At 66.5% G+C, this 21,314-nt stretch carries 15 protein-coding genes and 1 tRNA gene; 10 read left to right on the top strand and 6 right to left on the bottom strand.

Features of this window, described 5'->3' with window-relative positions; translation table 11 throughout:
* Positions 1-76 precede the first annotated feature (76 nt).
* The 4 genes from IMW82_RS03725 to IMW82_RS03710 all read left to right on the top strand — a co-directional run bounded on the left by IMW82_RS03725 (position 77) and on the right by IMW82_RS03710 (position 2,624).
* Positions 77-655 (top strand): hypothetical protein, encoded by a 579-nt coding sequence (locus IMW82_RS03725; protein WP_108472920.1) that lies wholly within the window; start codon positions 77-79, stop codon positions 653-655.
* Positions 656-820: 165 nt separating this feature from the next.
* Positions 821-2,101, top strand: coding sequence for a serine--tRNA ligase (gene serS / locus IMW82_RS03720; RefSeq protein WP_211003885.1), 1,281 nt, complete (start codon positions 821-823; stop codon positions 2,099-2,101).
* Positions 2,098-2,481 carry an LrgA gene (locus IMW82_RS03715; RefSeq protein WP_211003884.1) on the top strand — a complete coding sequence of 128 codons (384 nt, stop codon included), beginning with the start codon at positions 2,098-2,100 and terminating at the stop codon, positions 2,479-2,481. The genes serS and IMW82_RS03715 overlap by 4 nt, the downstream gene beginning before the upstream one ends.
* 53 nt (positions 2,482-2,534) lie before the next feature.
* Positions 2,535-2,624: transfer RNA gene (locus tag IMW82_RS03710), tRNA-Ser, on the top strand.
* A gap of 251 nt (positions 2,625-2,875) precedes the next feature.
* Here IMW82_RS03710 and IMW82_RS03705 read toward each other — a convergent pair.
* The gene (locus tag IMW82_RS03705; RefSeq protein ID WP_211003883.1) at positions 2,876-3,898 is read right to left on the bottom strand and encodes a hypothetical protein; all 1,023 of its coding nucleotides are present in this window, start codon (positions 3,896-3,898) and stop codon (positions 2,876-2,878) included.
* Positions 3,899-4,050: 152 nt separating this feature from the next.
* Here IMW82_RS03705 and IMW82_RS03700 point away from each other — a divergent pair, with 152 nt between their 5' ends.
* Positions 4,051-4,752, top strand: coding sequence for an aspartate/glutamate racemase family protein (locus IMW82_RS03700; protein ID WP_211003882.1), 702 nt, complete (start codon positions 4,051-4,053; stop codon positions 4,750-4,752).
* A gap of 115 nt (positions 4,753-4,867) precedes the next feature.
* On the opposite strand, the gene IMW82_RS03695 is transcribed toward IMW82_RS03700, so the two are convergent.
* Positions 4,868-6,154, bottom strand: coding sequence for a divalent metal cation transporter (locus IMW82_RS03695; protein ID WP_211003881.1), 1,287 nt, complete (start codon positions 6,152-6,154; stop codon positions 4,868-4,870).
* Between the two features lie 168 nt (positions 6,155-6,322).
* Between IMW82_RS03695 and IMW82_RS03690 the strand changes: the two genes are divergently transcribed.
* Positions 6,323-8,725, top strand: a complete 2,403-nt coding sequence (locus IMW82_RS03690) for a phosphoketolase family protein (protein WP_211003880.1) — start codon at positions 6,323-6,325, stop codon at positions 8,723-8,725.
* Positions 8,726-8,729: 4 nt separating this feature from the next.
* Here the strand turns inward: IMW82_RS03690 and IMW82_RS03685 are convergent, their stop codons facing one another.
* Both IMW82_RS03685 and IMW82_RS03680 read right to left on the bottom strand, forming a co-directional pair.
* Positions 8,730-9,923 (bottom strand): acetate/propionate family kinase, encoded by a 1,194-nt coding sequence (locus IMW82_RS03685; RefSeq protein WP_211003879.1) that lies wholly within the window; start codon positions 9,921-9,923, stop codon positions 8,730-8,732.
* Positions 9,920-11,335, bottom strand: coding sequence for a bifunctional enoyl-CoA hydratase/phosphate acetyltransferase (locus IMW82_RS03680; protein ID WP_211003878.1), 1,416 nt, complete (start codon positions 11,333-11,335; stop codon positions 9,920-9,922). Before IMW82_RS03680 ends, IMW82_RS03685 begins: the two co-directional genes overlap by 4 nt.
* A gap of 463 nt (positions 11,336-11,798) precedes the next feature.
* Here IMW82_RS03680 and IMW82_RS03675 point away from each other — a divergent pair, with 463 nt between their 5' ends.
* Positions 11,799-14,465, top strand: a complete 2,667-nt coding sequence (locus tag IMW82_RS03675; RefSeq protein WP_108472890.1) for a TonB-dependent receptor — start codon at positions 11,799-11,801, stop codon at positions 14,463-14,465.
* Positions 14,466-14,529: 64 nt separating this feature from the next.
* On the opposite strand, the gene IMW82_RS03670 is transcribed toward IMW82_RS03675, so the two are convergent.
* A complete protein-coding gene (locus IMW82_RS03670; protein ID WP_108472889.1) occupies positions 14,530-15,714 on the bottom strand; it encodes a cation:proton antiporter in 1,185 nt (394 codons plus the stop codon).
* A 55-nt stretch (positions 15,715-15,769) separates the two neighbouring features.
* Positions 15,770-17,245 (bottom strand): MFS transporter, encoded by a 1,476-nt coding sequence (locus IMW82_RS03665; RefSeq protein WP_108472888.1) that lies wholly within the window; start codon positions 17,243-17,245, stop codon positions 15,770-15,772.
* A 173-nt stretch (positions 17,246-17,418) separates the two neighbouring features.
* On the opposite strand from IMW82_RS03665, the gene rnk reads away from it, so the two are divergent.
* The 3 genes from rnk to epmA are packed head-to-tail and all read left to right on the top strand — an operon-like array spanning position 17,419 to position 21,227.
* Complete coding sequence (gene rnk / locus IMW82_RS03660) at positions 17,419-17,826, top strand: nucleoside diphosphate kinase regulator (RefSeq protein ID WP_108472887.1); 408 nt, start codon at positions 17,419-17,421, stop codon at positions 17,824-17,826.
* A 54-nt stretch (positions 17,827-17,880) separates the two neighbouring features.
* Complete coding sequence (gene ligA / locus IMW82_RS03655) at positions 17,881-20,271, top strand: NAD-dependent DNA ligase LigA (protein WP_108472886.1); 2,391 nt, start codon at positions 17,881-17,883, stop codon at positions 20,269-20,271.
* Positions 20,271-21,227 carry an EF-P lysine aminoacylase EpmA gene (gene epmA / locus IMW82_RS03650; RefSeq protein WP_108472885.1) on the top strand — a complete coding sequence of 319 codons (957 nt, stop codon included), beginning with the start codon at positions 20,271-20,273 and terminating at the stop codon, positions 21,225-21,227. The genes ligA and epmA overlap by 1 nt, the downstream gene beginning before the upstream one ends.
* The last annotated feature ends 87 nt before the right edge of the window (positions 21,228-21,314 follow it).

Below are 21,314 nucleotides of genomic sequence, written 5' to 3'. Positions count from 1 at the left end.
CCGCATGCTGCAAGCATCCTTGCCGTTGCCGCGATACCCGACATAGATTTGCCGCATCAAGCGGGGAGGGAGAGTTATGCGCATACTCGTGGCGGGTCTGATCGGCGGCATCGTGATGTTCGTGTGGGGCGTGGCGGCGCACATGGCGCTGGGGCTGGGCGATACCGGCATCCGCCTGCCGGCCAACGAAAACGCCGTGTTGAGCAGCCTGCATGAAGGGCTCGGCACCCAGCCCGGCGTCTACATCCTGCCGTCGCTGGATCCGAAGCAGATGGGTGACAAGGCGGTACTCAAGGCGTACTCGGAAAAGGCGGTGACGTCGCCGTACGCCTTCGTGGTCTACCTGCCGCAAGGCGAGGACATGATGCAGATGGGTCCGCAGATCGGCCGGCAGTGGGCGTCCGACACACTCGCCGCACTGGCCCTCGCCTTCGTGCTGGGGCTGGCCGGACTGGGTTTCCGGCGGCGCGTGGCACTTGCCGCTGCAGCGGCGCTGTTCACCTGGCTGTGCACGATGGTGCCGTACTGGAACTGGTATCGCTTCCCGCTCGACTTCACGCTGGCGGCACTGGTCGAGCAGCTCGTCGGCTGGCTGCTCGCCGGCGCCGCGATGGCCTGGTGGCTGGGCCGCAGCGAACGCAAGCTGGCCAGCTAACCGGCTTCTGCCGACTTGTTACGGAGCCGCTTTGCTCCCTCCCCTGCGTGCAGCAGGGGAGGGCCGGGGAGGGGTGAAGCCCCTCACGCCACCTGAACTCACATTGCAGCCACTACCACCCCCCAGCGATAATTCGCGGTTCAAGCCTTCACCTGGACTTTGATCATGCTCGATCCCGCCCTGCTGCGTTCACGCCTCGCCGAAACCGCCGCGCGCCTCGCCGAAACCCGTGGCTATAAGCTGGACGTGAGCGTCGTCGAGTCGCTGGAGAACAGCCGCAAGCAACTGGCGATGGAAACGCAGGAACTGCAGAACCTGCGCAACACCCGCTCCAAGGCGATCGGCCAGGCCAAGGCCAAGGGCGAGGACACGGCAGCGTTGATGGCCGAAGTCGCCGGCATCGGCGACAAGCTCAAGGCCAACGAACAGGCGCTGGCCGAGGTGCAGGCGAAGCTGGCTGAGATCGCGCTGGGCATTCCGAACATCCCGCACGCCTCCGTGCCGATCGGCAAGGACGAGCACGACAACCTCGAAGTCGCCCGCTGGGGCGCGCCGCGCGAGTTCGATTTCACGGTGAAGGATCACGTCGAACTGGGCGAGCGCCATGGTTGGCTCGACGGCGACGCCGGCGCCAAGCTGTCCGGCGCGCGCTTCACCGTGCTGCGCGGCCAGCTCGCCCACCTGCACCGTGCGCTCGGCCAGTTCATGCTCGACCTGCACACCGGCGAGCACGGCTACCTCGAATGCAACGTGCCGGTGCTCGTCAACGCCGACAGCATGCAGGGCACCGGCCAGCTGCCGAAGTTCGAGGACGACCTGTTCGCCACCGAAGTCGGCGAAACGAAGCGCTACCTGATCCCCACCGCCGAAGTCTCGCTGACCAACCTGGTACGCGACACCATCCAGGACGCCGACGCGCTGCCGCTGCGCATGACCGCGCACACCCTGTGCTTCCGCGCCGAGGCCGGCAGCTACGGCCGCGACACCCGCGGCATGATCCGTCAGCACCAGTTCGAGAAGGTCGAGATGGTGCAGATCGCCCGCGCCGACCAGTCGCACGCGCAACTGGAAGAGATGGTCGGCCACGCCGAGAAGGTGCTGCAGAAACTTGGCCTGCCATACCGCAAGATGCTGTTGTGCAGCGGCGACATGGGCTTCACCGCGGTCAAGACCTACGACCTCGAAGTGTGGCTGCCCAGCCAGCAGACCTACCGCGAAATCTCCAGCTGCTCCAACTGCGAAGACTTCCAGGCGCGCCGCCTGCAGGCCCGCGTGCGCAACGCCGACAGCGGCAAGCCCGAACTGGTGCACACGCTCAACGGTTCCGGCCTCGCCATCGGCCGCACCCTGATCGCGGTGATGGAAAACAACCAGAACGCCGACGGCTCGATCACCGTGCCCGCCGCACTACGCCCGTACATGGCCGGCCTGGACCGCATCGCATGAACACCCTGGCGGTGCCCGGCGGCCGGTGGGACAAGGTCGAGTTCTACACCAGCTACTTCCTGATGCTGGTGCTGCTCTCGGTCCTCGGCATGCGTCTCGGCTTCGATAGCGTATGGCAAATGCCGATGATCGACCTGGCGCTGTCGATCATCGCGCTGCTGCTGGTCATCGGCAGCTTCTGGTTCGCCCGCCACAACCGCCGTTGGCGCCTGTGCATCATCGCCTTCGCCAGCGCCACCCAGCTGGTGCCGATGGTGATACGCGAGCCGGTACTGCTGTTCCCGCTGCTCGGTGCGCTGATTCCGGTGGCGATCCTGGTGGGGTGCCTGGTGGCACTGTCGAAAAAGGGCGGCAACGGTCGTCCGCCGTTGGGTTCCTGATAGACTCGCTGCGTCATTGGCAGCGCAAGGCTGCCATGCGTGGAAGGTTCTACGGAGAGATGGCCGAGTGGTTTAAGGCAGCAGTCTTGAAAACTGCCGTAGGTGCAAGCCTACCGTGGGTTCGAATCCCACTCTCTCCGCCACTTCCACGCAGTAAGTGAAAGTGGGTCTGGCTCCGTTCTTGAATATTAGCCTGCTTGGAGATCGAGACGATCTGCGTCTCGGTGAACTTCGACTTCTTCATGGAACCTCCTGGCGAGGGAGCGATGCCAGAAAGCTCTATTTCCCGGATGTCTACCTGGCGGGGGAGCTTACGTATGCGCAGGTAGAAAGTGAACCCGGCTCCGCTTTTGTTTGAAACGGTCAATCAAAAGAGCGCTCGGACTTGGGTTATTTACTTGCCAATTGGATCCATGTATTGAACAGGAGGAAGAAAGTCGGAATTTCGCACAAACTCAATTAGTACTCGATCCTGGGGGTCGTAGACTTCTTGGGCGTTGAGTAATTCAAATTCAAGTCCGCGATAATTCACTTTGTTACGTGCGCTAGCTACAGCGTGGTAGGTAAAGGGAGAGGCTGTATCCTGGCCATCCAGACGCCAAACACCGCCGGATGCTCTTAGTGGTACATAACTCAAATTGTTGCCGGTAAAGCTGTGGGGCCCCGGGAAGAAAACATACCCGTCGGTACGGCCGCCGATTATTGTGTTTGCGGCAGTAATTACCTTCATGGCGTAGAGATTTTTACTGAGTGAGTCAAATTTACTCCAGGTTGATTCTGGCGCTATCACCGCACTGACCAATTCATACCCTTTCGACTGTTGTACAAGCATTGCCTTCAACTGAACATCCTGAGTATTTGTCTTGGTGTCATAGACCATATGGTCTAATTGTCTAATTGTTGCTGACTTGAGTACTAGCGTCGATCCGTCACGTGTTCTTGTTCTCTTGTCATACACGTCAATTGTGGATAGGTCTTTTGCTGATCGGATAAATCCAATAGCGTAATTGTTGTCGTCTAGATTTATGGCGTCCTTGATGCAAAACGCATTTGGTGAGAATAGAACAATAGATTGCGATCCAATGGGCTTGGCTAGCCACAAAGCGTAGTTTCTGGCTGGAACCCATGTTGTTCCACTCGTGATATTCCAATTTTCTTCGCTTAAGGTGTGCCCGTGGACCTCGTGGCAGTGCCAGTTATATGAAAATGCGACAGGCTTTCCCTCTATCTCGAGATTGAGGTCGTATTGATAGTAACGGTCTGGTGTCATAGTCCTATATGAACAGCCAAACAAAAGAAGAGTGGCGCTTGTGATGGCGATATGCAATATTTTCATAGTCGCTCCGACGGGCTCTTTCGAATCAAAGTGGACTTGGTAGGAAATGACATCAAAAACAGGGGGCAGGTTTACTTTCACGAACCGGCCCTCGTTTCTAGTTCCGGATAGATGGTAGTGCGGTTCAAGGCAGCATCCTACTTGCGAGGCAGGATGCAGGAGCAAAAGCGGTCGTCGGATGTCCGCCTCCCATCGAGGGGCGGGCGCTACAGATCTGCGAGGAGACTGCGCAAATGAGAACACTGGGATTGATTGGCGGCATGAGTTGGGAGTCCACCGTCTCCTACTACCGGGAGATCAACGAGGCGGTCAAACGGCAGCTGGGCGGGTTGCACTCGGCCAGGCTGGTTCTCTTCAGCGTGGATTTCCACGAGATCGAGCAATTGCAGCGCAGCGGCGAGTGGGAAAAGGCTGGTGAGGTCCTGGCGCAAGCCGCATCCGCACTGGAACGGGCAGGAGCCGAAGGCCTGCTGATCTGCGCCAACACCATGCACAAGGTGGCTGCGCAAGTGCAGTCGGCCGTTTCCATTCCCTTGTTGCATATCGCCGATCCCGCCGCCGCAGCGATCAAGGCCGCCGGGTTGACCCGCATCGGCTTGCTGGGAACCCGCTTCACCATGGAGCAGGACTTCTATCGGGAGCGCCTGGAGAGCCATGGGCTCAAGGTGCTCATTCCCGGCGAAGAGGATCGCGCCGTGGTGCACGCGGTGATCTACGACGAACTTTGCCTGGGCGTCGTGCGTGAAGAGTCGCGCAAGGAATTCGTGGGCATCATTGACCGCCTGGTCGGCAACGGGGCACAGGCCATCGTCCTTGGTTGTACCGAGATCTCCCTGCTGGTTCGACCGACGGACGCCCATGTGCCGCTGTTCGACACGACGGCGCTCCACGCGGCTGATGCTGTGCGCTGGTCCCTCGAAGGTGGGGCAGTCTAGTCCGCTGTAGATGGTTGCGACGAGGGCCATCCCGGCCGGTTTCGGGAAGGTCTGACCGATCGGCTTCCTGCTCGTCATGCCTGCCCAAACGGGGTTGCCAAAAGCGGGGTCGGATTCACCATCCCCAGCTCACGAACATCCCCACCACCGCCACTCCCATCGCGGTGGTAGCCAGCCAGCCGAACAGTTTCAGCGGCCACGGCATGGTGAATTTGCCCATGACCTTGCGGCTGGAGCCCATCAGCATCATGGCGACCATCAGCGGCACGGCGGCGACGCCGTTGACCACGGCGCTCCAGTACAGCGCCTTGATCGGGTCGAGCGGGGTGAGGTTGAGGGCAATGCCGAGCAGGGCGGAGCCGATCAGCACGCCGTAGAAGAACCTGGCCTCGTGCGGCTTGTGTTCCAGCCCGCTGCGCTGGCCGAAGGTGCCGGCGGCGGCGTAGGCGGTGGCGCCGGCCAGCACCGGCACGGCGAGCAGGCCGGTGCCGATGATGCCAGCGGCGAACAGCGCGAAGGCCAGCTCACCGGCCAGCGGTCGCAGCGCTTCGGCGGCTTGGGCCGAGGACTGGATGTCGGTCTTGCCGTGCGCATGCAGCACCACGGCGGCGGTGAGGATGATGAAGAACGCGATCAGGTTGGAGAAGATCATGCCCACCGTGGTGTCGATGCCGATCCGGCGCAGCGCGCTCGGCGCCTGTTGCGGCGCGTCCTGCAACGGCTTGCGTCGCTTGCTCGTCTCGATCTCCTCCACTTCCTCGGAGGCCTGCCAGCAAAAAAGGTACGGGCTGATGGTGGTGCCGAGCAGGGCGACCAGGCCCACGGCGTAGGCGGCGTCCCAGCGGATCGGCGGCAGCACGATGCTCTTGAGCACCGCGCGCCAGGGCACGTCGATCACCAGCACGGTGGCCACGTAGGCGAACAGGCTCAGGGTGAGCACTTTGAGGATCGGCGCGTAGCGGGTGAACGGAATGAACACCTGCAGCAGCAGCGACAGCACGGCGAACAGCGCGGCGTAGAGCAGGGCCGGGCCGCCGATCAGCAGCTTCAGCGCCGCGCCCATGGCGCCGATGTCGGCCGCCAGGTTGATCACGTTGGCGATGACGATCAGCACCAGCAACGCATACACCAGCTTGCGCGGGTAGTGCAGGCGCATGCCGTCCATCAGGCCGTGGCCGGTGACGCGGCCGATGCCGGCGCTGATCGCCTGGATGGCGATCATCAGCGGCATGGTCAGGAACACGCACCACAGCATGCCGTAGCCGAACGCCGCGCCCACTTGCGAGTAGGTGGCGATGCCGCTGGGGTCGTCGTCGGCGGCGCCGGTGATCAGGCCGGCGCCGAGGTCTTTCCAGGGCGGGGCTTCCGGGCCGCCGTCTTCGGTGTTTTCGCGTACGGCCATGCTGCTGATTCCGCTGTGTGGCCCCGCCCGGTGCCGTGGCAAGGGTACCTATCCGGATGATGGAACAGTCGAACCCTGGGTGTGACGCGGTGTCGCAGCGAAATTCACAAGCCGCGGTGTACATAGTGCACCGAACCGGGTTCTTTGCCTTCGCGGGGTTGCCAGACCATGACTACCAATACTCTCGCCCGCCAGCCGCTCGACCCCGACCAGCTGCACGGCATCGACGCCTGGTGGCGTGCTGCGAACTATCTTTCGGTGGGGCAGATCTATCTGCGCGCCAATCCGCTGCTGAAGGAACCGCTGGCGCTGGCGCACGTCAAGCACATGCTGCTGGGCCACTGGGGCACCACGCCGGGGCAGAACTTCATCTACGCGCACCTGAACCGGGCGATCCGGCAGTACGACCTGGACATGTTCTACATCTCCGGCCCCGGCCACGGCGGCCCCGCGGTGGTGGCAAACGCGTACCTGGATGGCACCTACAGCGAGGTGTACCCGGACATCAGCCAGGACGAAGCGGGGCTGCAGCGGTTGTTCAAGCAGTTTTCGTTTCCGGGCGGGATACCCAGCCACGCCTCGCCGGAATGCCCCGGCTCGCTGCACGAAGGCGGCGAGCTCGGCTATTCGCTGAGCCACGCGTTCGGCGCGGTGCTCGACAACCCCGACCTGATCGCCGCCTGCGTGGTCGGCGACGGCGAGGCCGAGACCGGCCCGCTGGCCACCGCCTGGCATTCGAACAAGTTCCTCGACCCGGTGGGCGACGGGGCGGTACTGCCGATCCTGCACCTGAACGGCTACAAGATCGCCAACCCCACCGTGCTGGCGCGGATCGGCCACGACGAGCTGGATCAGTTGCTGCGCGGCTATGGCTGGACGCCGTACTTCGTGTCGGGCAGCGAACCGGCGGCGATGCACCAGGCGATGGCGGCGGCGCTGGACGCGGTGGTGGCGCAGATCCGGCAGATCCGGCGCGATGCCCGCGAACGCGGCGTCACTGCGCGGCCGCACTGGCCGATGATCGTGCTCGATTCGCCCAAGGGCTGGACCGGGCCGAAGCTGGTCGACGGCAAACCGAACGAGGGCACTTTCCGCGCGCACCAGGTGCCGCTGTCGGTCTCTGCCAGCAGCCCGCCGGAGCACCTGCAGCAGCTCGAGGCGTGGCTGCGCAGTTACCGGCCGGAGGAACTGTTCGACGCGCACGGCCGGCTGCGGCCGGAGCTGGCCGCGTTGGCGCCGGCTGGCACGCGCCGGATGAGTGCGAACCCCCACAGCAACGGTGGCCTGCTGCTGCGCGACCTGCGCCTGCCGGATTTCCGCGACTACGCGGTCGCGGTGCCGCAGCCCGGCGTGCGCGGCAGCGGCGACACGCGCGCACTGGGGCCGTTCCTGCGCGACGTGATCCGCTTGAACGAGCCGTCGCGCAACTTCCGCGTGTTCGGCCCGGACGAGACGATCTCGAACGGCCTTGGCGCGGTGTTCGAAACCACCGACCGGCAGTGGGAGGCTGCACGGAAACCGGAAGACGAATTCCTCGCGGCACAGGGGCGCGTGCTGGAGATGCTCAGCGAGCACCAGTGCGAAGGCTGGCTGGAAGGCTACCTGCTGACCGGGCGGCACGGCCTGTTCAACTGCTACGAGGCGTTCATCCACATCGTCGACTCGATGTTCAACCAGCATGCCAAGTGGCTGAAGATGACCGCGGCGATCCCGTGGCGGCGCCCGCTCGCCTCGCTGAACTACCTGTTGGCCTCGCACGTGTGGCGGCAGGACCACAACGGCTTCACCCACCAGGATCCCGGCTTCATCGACCACGTGGTCAACAAGAAGGCCAGCATCGTGCGGGTGTACCTGCCGCCGGACGCGAACTGCCTGCTGTCGGTGATCGACCACTGCCTGCGCAGCCGCCACTACGTCAACGTGGTGGTCGCCGGCAAGCACCCGGCGCCGCAATGGCTGGCGATGGACGCGGCGCAGCGGCACTGCAGCCAGGGCATCGGCCTGTGGCCGTGGGCCAGCAGCGACCAGCACGGCGAGCCCGACGTGGTGATGGCCTGCGCCGGCGACGTGCCCACGCTGGAGACGCTGGCGGCGGTGACGATCCTGCGGCGCTACCTGCCGGAGCTGAAGCTGCGCGTGGTCAACGTGGTCGACCTGATGAAGCTGCAATCGCGCCGCGAGCATCCGCACGGCCTGGACGACGACGACTTCGACCAGCTGTTCACCCGCGACAAGCCGGTGATCTTCGCCTACCACGGCTACCCGAGCCTGATCCATCGGCTCACCTACCGGCGTACCAACCACGACAACCTGCACGTGCACGGCTACCAGGAGGAGGGCACCATCACCACCGCGTTCGACATGACCGTGCTGAACGCGCTGGACCGCTTCCACCTGGTGATCGACGTGATCAACCGCGTGCCGCAGGCGGGCGAGCGGGGCATCTACCTCAAGCAGAAGCTGCTGGACAAGCTGCTCGAGCACAAGCAGTACATCGACGACAACGGCGAGGACCTGCCGGAGATCCGCAACTGGGCGTGGGGCGCGCAGGACGCCGGCATGCTGGCCTGAATGCTCAGGCGTGGACGAGCGCCGCGGCGGCCGTGGCGACCACCCATTCCTCGTTGGCGGCTTCCACCACCACCTTGACCCCGCTGGCGGCGCTGGAGATGACCGGCGCGTTGGCGGCATTCGCGGCCGGGTCGATCGCCACGCCGAGAAAACCCAGGCCGGCGCAGACGCGCTCGCGGATCACCGCCTGGTGCTCGCCGATGCCGGCGGTGAAGGCCAGCATGTCCAGTCCGTTCAGCGTGGCCGCCAGTGCGCCCACCTCGCGCACGATGCTGCGCACGTACAACGCCAGCGCCTCGCGCACCGGCGCCTCGGCTTCGCGCGGCAGCAGCTCGCGTGGGTCGGCGGACACCCCGGAAACGCCGAGCAGGCCGGACTCGTGGTACAGCATGCGGCCCACGCGTTCGAGCGACAGCTTGCCGATCTCCATCAGGTAGATCACCGCGCCGGGGTCCAGCGCGCCGCAGCGCGTGCCCATCATCAGCCCGTCCAGCGCCGAGAAACCCATGGTGGTGGCAACGCTTTGCAGGTTGCGCATGGCGCACAGGCTGGCGCCGCTGCCCAGGTGCGCCACGATGGTGCGGCCGCGCGCGGCGTCGCCGTAGCGCTCGCCCAGCACCTGCGACTGGTACGCGTAGGACAGACCGTGGAAACCGTAGCGGCGCAGGCCCTGATCCCACGCCGAGCGCGGCAGCGGCAGCATCTTCTCGACCGTCGGCATGCTCTGGTGGAAGGCGGTGTCGAAACAGGCCACCTGCGGCAGCTGCGGCAGTTCGGCCAGCAGCGCGGCGATTGCCTCCAGCGCGAACGGCTGGTGCAGCGGCGCCAGCGGGATATAACTCTTCAGGTCGGCCAGCACCGCGGCATCGACCCGCACCGGTTCGAAATACTTGCTGCCGCCGTGTACCACGCGGTGCGCGATCGCCACGATGCGGCGGCCGTGCAGCCGCGCCACGATGCGCTGGCGCAGGTAGGTCAGCGCGGCGTGGTAGGGGTGCTCGCAGTCCAGCGTCAGCGTCTCGGCCGCGGTGCCACTTTCGCTGAACAGCGGGGTATTGCCGGTAATGCCCTCGACCTTGCCGCCCCACGCCGGCGTGCGCGCCAGCGGCGTCGCGTTCGCGTCGAACAGCGCGAACTTGATGCTGGACGAACCGCAGTTCAACACCAGGATGAGTGAGCCTGTGCTGCTGTCGTTCATGGCGGGGTGAGCCGGTAGCGGTGGGCCACCAGTGCGGCGAGCGCGCACGAGGCGATGCGCGACTCGCGCGAGTCGGCGCGGCTGGTCAGCACGATCGGCACGCGCGCGCCCAGCACCACCGCCGCACTGCTGGCGCCGCCCAGGTATTCCAGCTGCTTGGCCAGCATGTTGCCGCTTTCCAGGTCGGGCACCAGCAGGATGTCGGCGAGGCCGGCCACCTCCGAGTCGATGCCCTTGATCCGCGCGGCCGCGGCGGAGATCGCGTTGTCGAACGCCAGTGGCCCGTCCAGCACGGCGCCGGTGATCTGGCCACGGTCGGCCATCTTGCACAGCGCAGCGGCGTCGAGCGTGGTCTGCATGCGCGGGTTGACCGTCTCCACCGCGGCGAGGATCGCCACCCGCGGCGTGGTCACGCCGAGGATGTGCGCCAGCTCGATCGCGTTGCGCACGATGTCGGCCTTTTCCTCCAGCGTGGGCGCGATGTTGACCGCACCGTCGGTGATGATGAATGGGCGCGGATACGCCGGGCTGTGCATCAGGTAGCAGTGCGAGATGCGCCGCGCCGTGCGCAGGCCGGCGGCGGAAGCGACCACGGCCGCCATCAGCTCGTCGGTGTGCAGGCTGCCCTTCATCAGCGCGTCGACGCGGCCGCCGGCGGCCAGCTCGACCGCGCGCGCGGCGGCGGCGTGGCTGTGCGGCACGTCCTCGATGGCGATGCCGGCCAGATCGAGCCCGGCCTGGCGCGCCACCTCGACGAGTTTCGCCCGCGGCGCCACCAGTACTGGTTCGATCAGGCCGGCCGCGTGTGCGTCCAGTGCGGCGGCCAGGCTGGTTTCATCGCAGGGATGCACCACCGCGACGCGGATCGCACCCAGCGCCAGCGCGCGGGCCAGCAGCGGGCGGCCGTCGCCGTCAGGCAGGCGCACTGCCGGCAGGCGTGTGGTGGCGTAGTCGATGTGCTCGGCGGGCGCGATCACCTCGACCGTGCCGTCGATTGCCAGCACGCCATGCTGGTTCACGCCGCGGCAGGCGAAACGGATCTGCCGGGTGGCGGCATCCCGCGCGATCGCCAGCACCTGCACCGCCAGCGTGTCGCCGATGCGTACCGGCACGTGGAAACGCAGCGACTGTTCCAGGCAGGTAGTACCGGCGCCGGGCAGACGCGTGCCCAGCGCGGCGGCAATCAGCGCCACGCCCCACATGCCATGGCCGATCGTGTCGTGGGCGTCGGGCGAAGTGGCGTGCGTCGGATCCAGTTGCTGCGGATCGCTGTCGCCGTAGAGGGTCGCCAGCAGTTGCACGTCGGCGGCAGTCAGCACGCGCTCGATCGTCGCGCTGTCGCCGATGGCGATCTCGTCGAAGGTGCGGTTGCGGATCAGCGGCGCGGCGGTGTCGGGCGTGGTCTGGTCCATGCTTCGGTTCCGGTCGGTGCCGGCGGCGCCGGTGCGGACAGCGTAGCGCCGCCGGACCCGGCGCGTCGAAGCGGCATGCAGCCGCGCACGTCGGGAACCCTGGCCGGGCGGGCACCGGTGCTGCGCTTCGGCGGCCACGCCAGTACCCGTGGCATCGCATGTGGTGGGCAACGACATCGCCACGATGATCGCGTGGATGCGAAGGACGGTTGATCGTCGCCGAACGCCTGGACTCGGCGAGCCATCGAATAGGGCCATCGCCCAGACAAAAAGCTGCGCATTCCGTCTCTCCGCCATGCCGCAAGTTTTCGCGTAACCACATCAAATTGCGGTTTGCTCAGCCCGCACCATGTCGCTTTTGCGGATGGCGATCGTCGAAACCGTGGTGAGTCTTTTCCGGCGGGTCGAGCAGGAGTAGGTTGCGATGCAGGGGCCAATGGGGTTAATTCAAGGGGAGGAACAGATGCCTAAACAAACGGGTGTCAACGTGGTGCTTTTGCGCGCGGTGCGCACGGCACTTGCCGCCGCTGCACTGGTGGCGTGGTCGGCGCAGGCGCAGGAACCGGGTGCGGTGGATGGGGGAGGGCAGTCCACCAGCGGCCAGGCAACCAAGGTGCAGGGGAAGAGCAACACTGCAAACAGCAAGACGACCACCAACCTGCAGGAGGTGGTGGTGACCGGCACGCATCGGGCTGGCCTGTCGCCGACCGCATCCATTTCGCCGATCGACGCGTTCAGCGGCAAGCAGATTGCGGAGCAGCCTTCGGCGGACCTGAGCGACACGTTGACCAACATCGTGCCGTCGCTGACCACCCAGCGCTTTCCCATCGCTGACGGCACGGCGTTCGTGCGGCCGGTGTCGCTGCGCAACCTGTCGCCCGACCAGACCCTGGTGCTGGTGGACGGCGTGCGCTTCCATCGTTCGGCGCTGGTCAACCTGCAGATCGATCCGCTCGGCACCTTCAACCAGGGCGCGCAAGCGGTCGACTTCTCGGTGTTCCCGTCCAATGCGATCGAACGTGTCGAGGTGCTGCGTGACGGCGCCTCAGTGCTGTACGGTTCGGACGCGATCGCCGGCGTGGTCAACGTGATCCTGAAGAAGGAACCCAAGGGCGTGACGCTCAGCGCCGAGCTGGGCAAGTACGGCAAGGGCGACGGCGACCTGCGACGCTACGACGCCGATGCGGGGTTCCGGCTCGGCACCGACGGCTTCGTGCATGTGAGTGCCGAGCGCGAAACCACCGACCCCACCTCGCGCGGCGCTCCGCAGCATGCCGCGGCGGCCGTGGCGGCGGTGGTGGGAGCGAACCTGGTGCCGTACAACGGCCTCGGCCAGCGCTGGGGCGACCCGCAGACCAAGTCGAACAAGCTGTTCGTCAACGCGGGCCTGCCGCTGGCCGACGACGTGCAGCTCTACGGCTACGGCAACTTCATGGACAAGAAGGTGCTGTCCAGCTTCTTCTACCGCACCCCAGTGCTGCCGCCGCAGGACGGCATCTCCGGCCGCTCCACCCTGGTCAGCTACGCCAACGGCACCCTGACGCCGGCGAACGCACCGCAGTCGCTGGTGGACAGCATCACCGCCGGCGGCGGCAACCCGGCGAACTACCTCACGGCCAATGCGGCCAGCCCGAGTGGTTGGGAGCTGCTCAACCCGATCTACAAGCTGTTCCCCGGCGGCTACAGCCCGATGTTCGGCGCCGACATCGCCGACCACCAGCTGGTTGGCGGCGTCCGTGGTGGCGCGCAGAGCAACTTCCAGTGGGATGCGCACTACCGCACCGGCAGCAACGAGGTCGACTACCGGTTGCAGGGCTCGATCAACCCGAGCTTGGGCAGCCTTTCGCCCACGAGTTTCCGTCCCGGCAAGCTGACCCAGCGCGAGCAGGAAGCCGGCGCGGATTTCGTCCGCTCGTTCGACGACTCGCCGCTCACGCTCGCCTTCGGTACGCAGTGGCGCCAGGAAACCTACATCATCCACCAGGGCGACCCCGGTTCGATCCAGGTGGGGCCGACCGCTTCGGTGTTCGGCGTGGGCTCGGACGCCTTCCAGGGCTTCCCAACCGATGCGGCCGGACGCTTCACACAGAACAGCGACTCCGCCTACTTCGACGCCGAGACCAACCTCACCGACAAGTGGTCGGGCGCCGCCGCAGTGCGCTACGAGCATGCGAACGGCTACGGCTCCAAGGTGGTGTACAAGGTGTCCAGCCGCTACGCGTTCACCGACACGTTCGCGCTGCGCGGCACGTTCAACACCGGCTTCCGCACCCCGACCCCGGGCCAGGCGAACACGCTGAACGTCACCACCACGGCGAACGCCCAGGGTGGCCTGATCCCCAGCGGCACTTATCCGGTGAACAATCCGGTGGCGCGCGCGCTCGGCTCGACACCGCTGCAGACCGAAACGTCGAAGAGCCTGTCCGTCGGTGCCGTCTGGACGCCGATCGACAACATCACCACGACCCTGGATTACTACCGGATCAGGATCGACAACCGCATCGGCCTGGTCAGCAAGACCATTACCCAGGCCACCGTCGACCAGCTCACCGCCGGCGGCTACCCGAACGCGCCGCTGCTGCTCGGCAGCGACGCCAGCTACTTCGGCAATGCGTTCGGCTCCCACGTCAGCGGCATCGACTTCGTGGTCGACACGCACCACCAGCTGGGCGACGGCACGCTCAACGTCGACTTCCGCTACAACCGCAACAAGCAGGACGTGGTCAAGGTCAAGCCGGACACGCTCAACAACGATTTCGTGTACGACCTCGAGCACCAGGTGCCGAAGACCCGCTCCGTGCTGACCTTCGACTACGGGCTGCACCAGTTCGACGCCATCGCGCGGATCAACCACTACGGCAGCTGGAGCACCACGGTCGGCCTGTTCGGCAGCAACAATCCGCCGGACGACGTGAACCATTACAGCGGCAAGACGCTGCTGGACCTGGAGGCACGCTACAAGTTCAACGACACCTTCACGGTGGCCGTCGGCGGCAACAACGTGTTCGACACCTACCCCGGCAAGGAGCAGAACGCCACGTTGCAGTACCTCGGCGTCAAGTACGCGCTCACCTCGCCGTTCGGTTTCAACGGTGCCTTCTGGTATGCGCGGGTGACAGTCAGCTTCTGAGCCGGCCGATCCGTCATGCGAAACGCCCCGCCCGGGGCGTTTCGTCTTTCCGGGCCAGAGCGGATCAGCGCGGTGTGTTTTCCGGCGTACGTCGCAGCAGCCATGCCAGCACCGGCGGCGTCACCATCGCGGTGAGCAGCGACATCGCCACGATGATCGCGTAGATGCGGTTGTCGAACACGCCGGCGGCCAGGCCCAGGGTGGCGACCACGATGCCGACTTCGCCGCGCGGCACCATGCCGAAGCCGATGATGGTGGCGCTGCGCCGGCCCAGGCCGAGTGAGCCGAGCCAGCCGCCGATGAACTTGGAGACGATCGCGATCGCGGTAACCGCGGCCAGCATCCACAGCGCCTCGCCGCTGGCCAGCTCGTGCAGGTCGACCTTGCTGCCGGTGACCACGAAGAAGAACGGCGTGAGCAAGGCCAGCAGCGGCTGGGTCTGCTTTTCCAGGCTGTGCTGCTGGCGCGTTTCCGAGGCGATCATGCCGGCCAGGAACGCGCCGATGATCGCGGCCAGGCCGAACCGGGTGGACAGCCAGGCCAGACCCAGGCACAGCGCCAGCACGATCATCAGCGGCGAATGCGGACCCAGCGGCTTGTCCAGCCAACTGGAATTCCAGCGCATCACCCGCGCGCCGCCCCAGCCGATCACCGCGATGAAACCGACCGCGCCGGCCAGCACCACCAGCAGGTGCACGGCGTCGATGCTGCCGCCGCCCTGCAGCGAGACCACCACGCCGAGCAGCAACATGGCCAGGATGTCGTCGATCACCGCGGCGCCCAGGATCACCTTGCTCTCGATGCGCTGCAGCGCGTTCAGCTCCTGCAGCACGCGGGCGGTGATGCCGGCCGAGGTGGCCACGAACGCAGCCGCGACGAACAGCGAGCGGTCCCAGTCGAAACCGTTGCTGTGGGCCCACACGCTGCCCATGCCGAACGGCACCAGCACGCCGACCACGCCGACCACGAAGGCCACCTTGCCGACTTTCTTCAGATCCTCCAGCCGCGTTTCCAGGCCCACCGCGAACAGCAGCAGGATCACGCCGATCTCGGCCAGCACGTCGAGCGGGGTGCCGGTGGCGATCTGCTCCGGGGTAATCCAGCCCAGTAGTGAAGGGCCGATCGCGCAGCCGGCGGCGATCTCGCCGACCACGCCGGGCAGCTTCAGCCGCTGCGCGATCTCGCCGCCGATCTGGGCGGCGACGAACACGACGAACAGGGTGAACAGGATCTCGCTGGCGTGATGCATGTGGCGTGCGCCCGGACTTTCGACAAAGACTGCATGCTACATGCAGCCTCCTGCGTCATGCAGCGCCGGACAACGGGCGATCGTGCCGCAGCCGGCTGAACACGCGGCTGGCTGCCGCGGTGATCGCCGCCAGCAGGATCATCGTCCAGCGGAACGCCACCACGTAGTCTTCATGGGCGTGGCCCTGCAGCATCGCTTCCATCAGCAGGGTGGACAGTGCGATGCCGAAGCTCATCGCCAGGTACTGCACGGTCGAGGCCATCGACGAGGCCATCGAGGCGTGCTGGATGTCCAGGTCGGTGTAGATCAGCGTGTTCATGGTGGTGTACTGCAGGCCGGCGAAGGCGCCGTAGGCGAACGTCAGCAACGCGATCATCCACACCGGCGAGCCCGGGCCGAGCAGGGCAAAGGTTGCCAGCAGCGCGGCCACGATCAGCGTGTTGCCGATCAGCAGGCGGCGGTAGCCGTAGTGCACCAGCGTGCGGTTGACCGCCCACTTCGCGATGATCGAGCCCAGTGCCTGCGGCACCATCATCAGGCCGGCCATCAGCGGCGACCAGCCGCAGCCGACCTGCAGGAACAGCACCAGCAGCAGGAACATGCCGGAGATGCCGAGCCGGGTGAACAGCCCACCGGCCAGCGACACCCACACGCTGCGCACCTTCAGCAGGGTCAGGTCCGCCACCGGGTGCGGGGTGCGCCGGCTGTGCCACACGTAGATCGCGCCCAGCAGCACGGCAACCAGGGCGCACAGGCCCATCCGCAGCCACGGTACCGGTGCACTGCCGGCCAGTTCCGAGGCGGTGAGCAGCAGCGCCGAGGCGGCGCCGAACAGCAGGAAACCGGCCGAGTCGAAGCGGTTCGCGTGGTCGAGCCGATACTCGGGCATGTCGCGCTGGTTCATCCACACGCCGGCGATCGCCACCGGCACGTTGATCAGGAAGATCAGCCGCCACGAGGTGAACTCCACGATCGCGCCGCCGAGCAACGGCCCCAGCACCGAGCCGAGCAGGCCGAAGGTGGCCACCGTGCTGATTGCGCGCACGAATTCGCGCTTGTCGATGCTGCGTACCAGCACGTAACGGCCCACCGGCATCAGCGCAGCGCCACCGATACCCTGCACCACGCGCGCAGCGACCAGCTGCGGCAGCGTCTGCGCGATGCCGCACAGCAGCGAGCCCAGGCCGAACACCACGATCGCCGCGCCGAACACCCGCCGCGTGCCGAAGCGGTCGCACAGCCACGGGCTGGCCGGGATCAGGATCGCCAGGGTCAGCACGTAGCTGGTCAGCGCGGTGCGCATGCCTAGTGGGGTCACCCCGAGCGCCTCGGCCATCGCCGGCACCGCGGTGTTGACCACGGTGGAATCCAGCGACTGCATGAAGAACGCGGCGGCCACCAGCCACAGCAGTCCGCGGAAGCGCTCGCGCGAGGAAATTTCGCGCAGATCAGCCGCCTCCATCGTTGGCACGGTGGCGTCGGCGGCGACGGCGTGGGGGTCCGCGGCGGTGTGGGGGGCCATTGCCGGCATGGTAACTGCTGCGGCAGCTTGATTTTCGTCGGCAGTATCCGCACAGTGAGTCTTGTTTTACTGCCAGTCATGCCCAGATAGGCATGACGGCCATTGATAACCACACGCGCCGGGGCGGCTTCGTTCCGGCGTGTGCTTTTGTGCGGCAGGAGCCGCGAGTACCAGGAATAGCCATGAGCAAGCCACCGATCACTGTTTCCCGCATCGACATGGAACGCATCGAAGCGTTGCTGGAACGCCTGCCGGCCGTCGAGGCCGCCAAGCTCGATGCGCTGCGCGCGGAACTGGACCGCGCCGACGTGGTCGAGCCGGCGGCGATGCCGCAGCACATCGTGACGATGAATTCCACCGTCACCTTCGAGGACGAGAGCAATCGCGAAAAGCTGACCCTGACCCTGGTCTATCCGGCAGCCACCGGTACGCCCGGCACGGTGTCGATCCTGGCGCCGGTGGGCAGCGCGCTGCTCGGGCTGGCACAGGGCCAGCAGATCGACTGGCCCACGCCGGATGGCCGCAAGCGCCGGCTGAAGGTGCTGGAGATCGCCTACCAGCCGGAGGCGGCGGGGCACTACCACCGCTGATCCGCATCGCGCGCCGGTGTCGTTAAACTGCGGGGAGATCCGAAGGAGACCTGCATGACGGAACGCCCGGCCCCGGCCGAGACTGTCGCCCACGCCGCCGCGCTGCGGGCGCAGATCGAGCAGGCCAATTACCGCTACCACGTGCTCGACGACCCGGACATCACCGACGCCGAGTACGACCGGCTGATGCGCGAACTGGAAGCGCTGGAGGCCGAATATTCCACGTTGGCCTCGCCCGACTCGCCCACGCGCAAGGTCGGCGCGCGCGCCAGCGGCGGCTTCGCCGAGGTGCGCCATGCGATCCCGATGCTGTCGCTGGGCAACGCGTTCGAGCAGGACGGCGACAACGAGCGTGAACGCTTCCGCGAGGTGGCCGAGTTCGAGCGGCGCATCGAGCAGACCACGAAACGGAGCGACCCCGTTTTCTCGGTGGAACCCAAGCTCGACGGCCTGGCGATCAGCCTGCGCTACGAGCACGGCGTGTTCGTGCAGGGCGCCACCCGCGGCGACGGTGAGACCGGCGAGGACGTGACCGCCAACCTGCGCACGGTGCGCGCCATTCCCTTGAAGCTGCGTGGCAAGAGCTGGCCCGACGTGCTCGAAGTGCGCGGCGAAGTGATCATGCTGCACAAGGATTTCGAGGCGTTCAACGAGTACGCCCGCAAGCACGGCGAGAAGCCGCTGGCGAACCCGCGCAACGGCGCGGCCGGCTCGCTGCGCCAGCTCGACCCGGCAATCACCGCGAAACGGCGCCTGAGTTTCTTCGCCTACGCGATCGGCGTGGTCGAGGGCGGTGAGCTGCCGCCGACCCATTCGGCCACGCTGCGGCAGCTGCGCGAGTGGGGCTTCCCGGTATCGCCGGAAGTGGACACGGCGCGCGGCTTCGACGGGTTGATCGCCTACTACCACCGCATCGGCGGCAAGCGCGACAGCCTGCCGTACGACATCGACGGCGTGGTCTACAAGCTGGACGACTACGCCGGCCAGCGCGAGATGGGCTTCGTCTCGCGCGCGCCGCGCTGGGCCATCGCGCACAAGTTTCCGGCGCAGGAGCAGACCACCACGGTCGAGGCGATCGAGATCCAGATCGGCCGCACCGGCGCTGCCACGCCGGTGGCGCGGCTGGCTCCGGTGCAGGTGGCCGGCGTCACCGTCACCAACGCCACCCTGCACAACGCCGACCAGGTGGCGCGGCTGGACGTGCGTGTGGGCGACACCGTGATCGTGCGCCGCGCCGGCGACGTGATCCCGGAAGTGGTGCGCGTGATGCCCGAGCTGCGGCCGCCGCACACGCATCCCTGGCACATGCCTGCGCACTGCCCGGTATGCGGCTCCGAGCTGCTGCGCGAGGAGGGCGCCGCCGCATGGCGCTGCTCTGGCGGATTGATCTGCGCCGCGCAGCGCAAGGAGGCGCTGATCCACTTCGCCTCGCGCCGTGCGATGGATATCGAAGGCCTGGGCGAACGCTTCGCCGAGGCGCTGGTGGAACTGGACATCGTGCGCTCGCCAGCCGACCTGTACGGCCTTGGCTTGGACGACTTCGTCGAGATGAAGCGCCGCATCGACGAGCGTGACGGCACCACGCCGGAAACCGTCAAGGCCGGCAAGGTGGCGACCAAGTGGGCGGAAAACCTGGTGGCCGGGATCGAGGCCAGCCGGCACACCACGCTGGCGCGCTTCTTGTATGCGCTGGGCATCATGCACATCGGCGAAAGCACGGCGAAGACGCTGGCGGCGTGGTTGGGTCGTCTGGAATTCGTGCGCAGCACGCCAGCGACGGTGCTGCGCGTGCTGCCGGATATCGGCAGTGAGGTGGCCACCTCGATCGCCGGCTTCTTCGCCCAGGCCGGCAACGAGCGGGTGGTTGACGCGCTGCTCAAGGCCGGCATCACCTTCAGCGACGAGGGCACGCCGTCGCCGCAGCTGCGCGAACGCCTCGACCTGGGCGTGCTGCTGGGCATGGCCAACATCAACAAGCTCGGCCCGAAGAGCTGCACGTTGCTGGCGCAACACTTCCCCACGCTCGACCAACTGCTGGCTGGTGGGCCGACGCACTGGATCACTGCCGGCGTGCCGCAGGCGGCGGCCATCAGCCTGGAAAACCGTCTCGCCGACCCGACCGCCCTTGCCGGGCTGCGCGAGGCCGAGGCGGCGATGCAGCGCCTGCTTGCAGCCATCCCGCACATAGCGAAAGCAGCGACGGCACCGCTGGAAGGACAGACCTTCGTACTCACCGGCACACTGGCCTCGCTCAGCCGCGACGAGGCGAAGGATCGACTCGAAGCGCTGGGCGCCAAGGTCTCCGGCTCGGTATCGAAGAAAACCAGCGCGGTGATCGCCGGCGAAGCCGCTGGCTCCAAGCTGGACAAGGCACAGGAACTGGGCGTGCCGGTATGGGACGAGGCGCAGCTGCTGGCGCTGCTCGGCGAGCACGAGGCCGGTTGATGGGCGTCGAACCACTCGCCGCCCTGCAACTGCGCGCGCGCCTGTACGCGCTGGTGCGCGCGTACTTCGCCGAGCGCCAGGTGCTGGAGGTGGAGACGCCGATCCTGTCGGCGGCCGGCAACACCGAGCCGAACATCGAGAGCTTCCGCACGACGTTCAGCGGCCACGTGGATGCAGGCGCGCGCGAGCGCTGGCTGCGCACCTCGCCGGAGTACCCGCTGAAGCGGCTGCTCGCCGCCGGCGTCGGCGACTGCTACGAGCTGGGCCGGGTGTTCCGCAACGGCGAGGCGGGCGGCCGGCACAATCCCGAGTTCACCATGCTGGAGTGGTACCGGGTCGGCTGGGACCATCGCCAGCTGATGCAGGAAACCATTGCCTTGGTCGAGGCCGCGCTGGCGCTGGTGGAGCGGCGTGCGGAAGTGCTGCTGACGAGCTACCGGCAGCTGTTCCTGGACGAGTTGGGGATTGACCCGGCACATGCCGGTATCGACGAACTGCGCACGCCGCTGGCCGAGTTCGGCATCGACCCGGCGGGTCTCGGCCACGACGACTGGCTCGACCTGCTGATCACGCACAAGCTGCAGCCGGCGTTCCCGCGCGACCGCATCACGGTGATCCATGACTACCCGGCCAGCCAGTGCGCGCTGGCGAGACTCCGCCCCGGCGAGCCGCCGCTGGCCGAGCGTTTCGAGCTGTACCTGGGCCGCTATGAGCTGGCCAACGGCTACCACGAACTCAACGATGCAACCGAACAACGCGGGCGTTTCGAGCGCGACAACGCGCGGCGACGCGAGCGCGGCCTGCGCGACATCCCCCTCGACGAAAACCTGCTCGGCGTGCTCGACGCGCTGCCCGATTGCGCCGGCGTGGCACTGGGCATGGAGCGCCTGCTGATGTGCCTGGCCGGTACCGACGCGATCGCCGACGTGCTGGCGTTTCCGTTTTCCAACGCCTGAAAAAGCCATGGCCGCGCTGATTGGCGCGCGGTGGTGGTCTGCCGTGCCGGATGCCGTCGTTGCCGCCGGACACGGGGCAATCTGCGC

The organism is Rhodanobacter sp. B2A1Ga4 (genome assembly GCF_018101315.1).
Lineage (GTDB): Bacteria > Pseudomonadota > Gammaproteobacteria > Xanthomonadales > Rhodanobacteraceae > Rhodanobacter > Rhodanobacter thiooxydans_A.
Note: the sequence above shows the minus strand (reverse complement) of the source record. Positions and strands in the feature narration are given on the sequence as shown.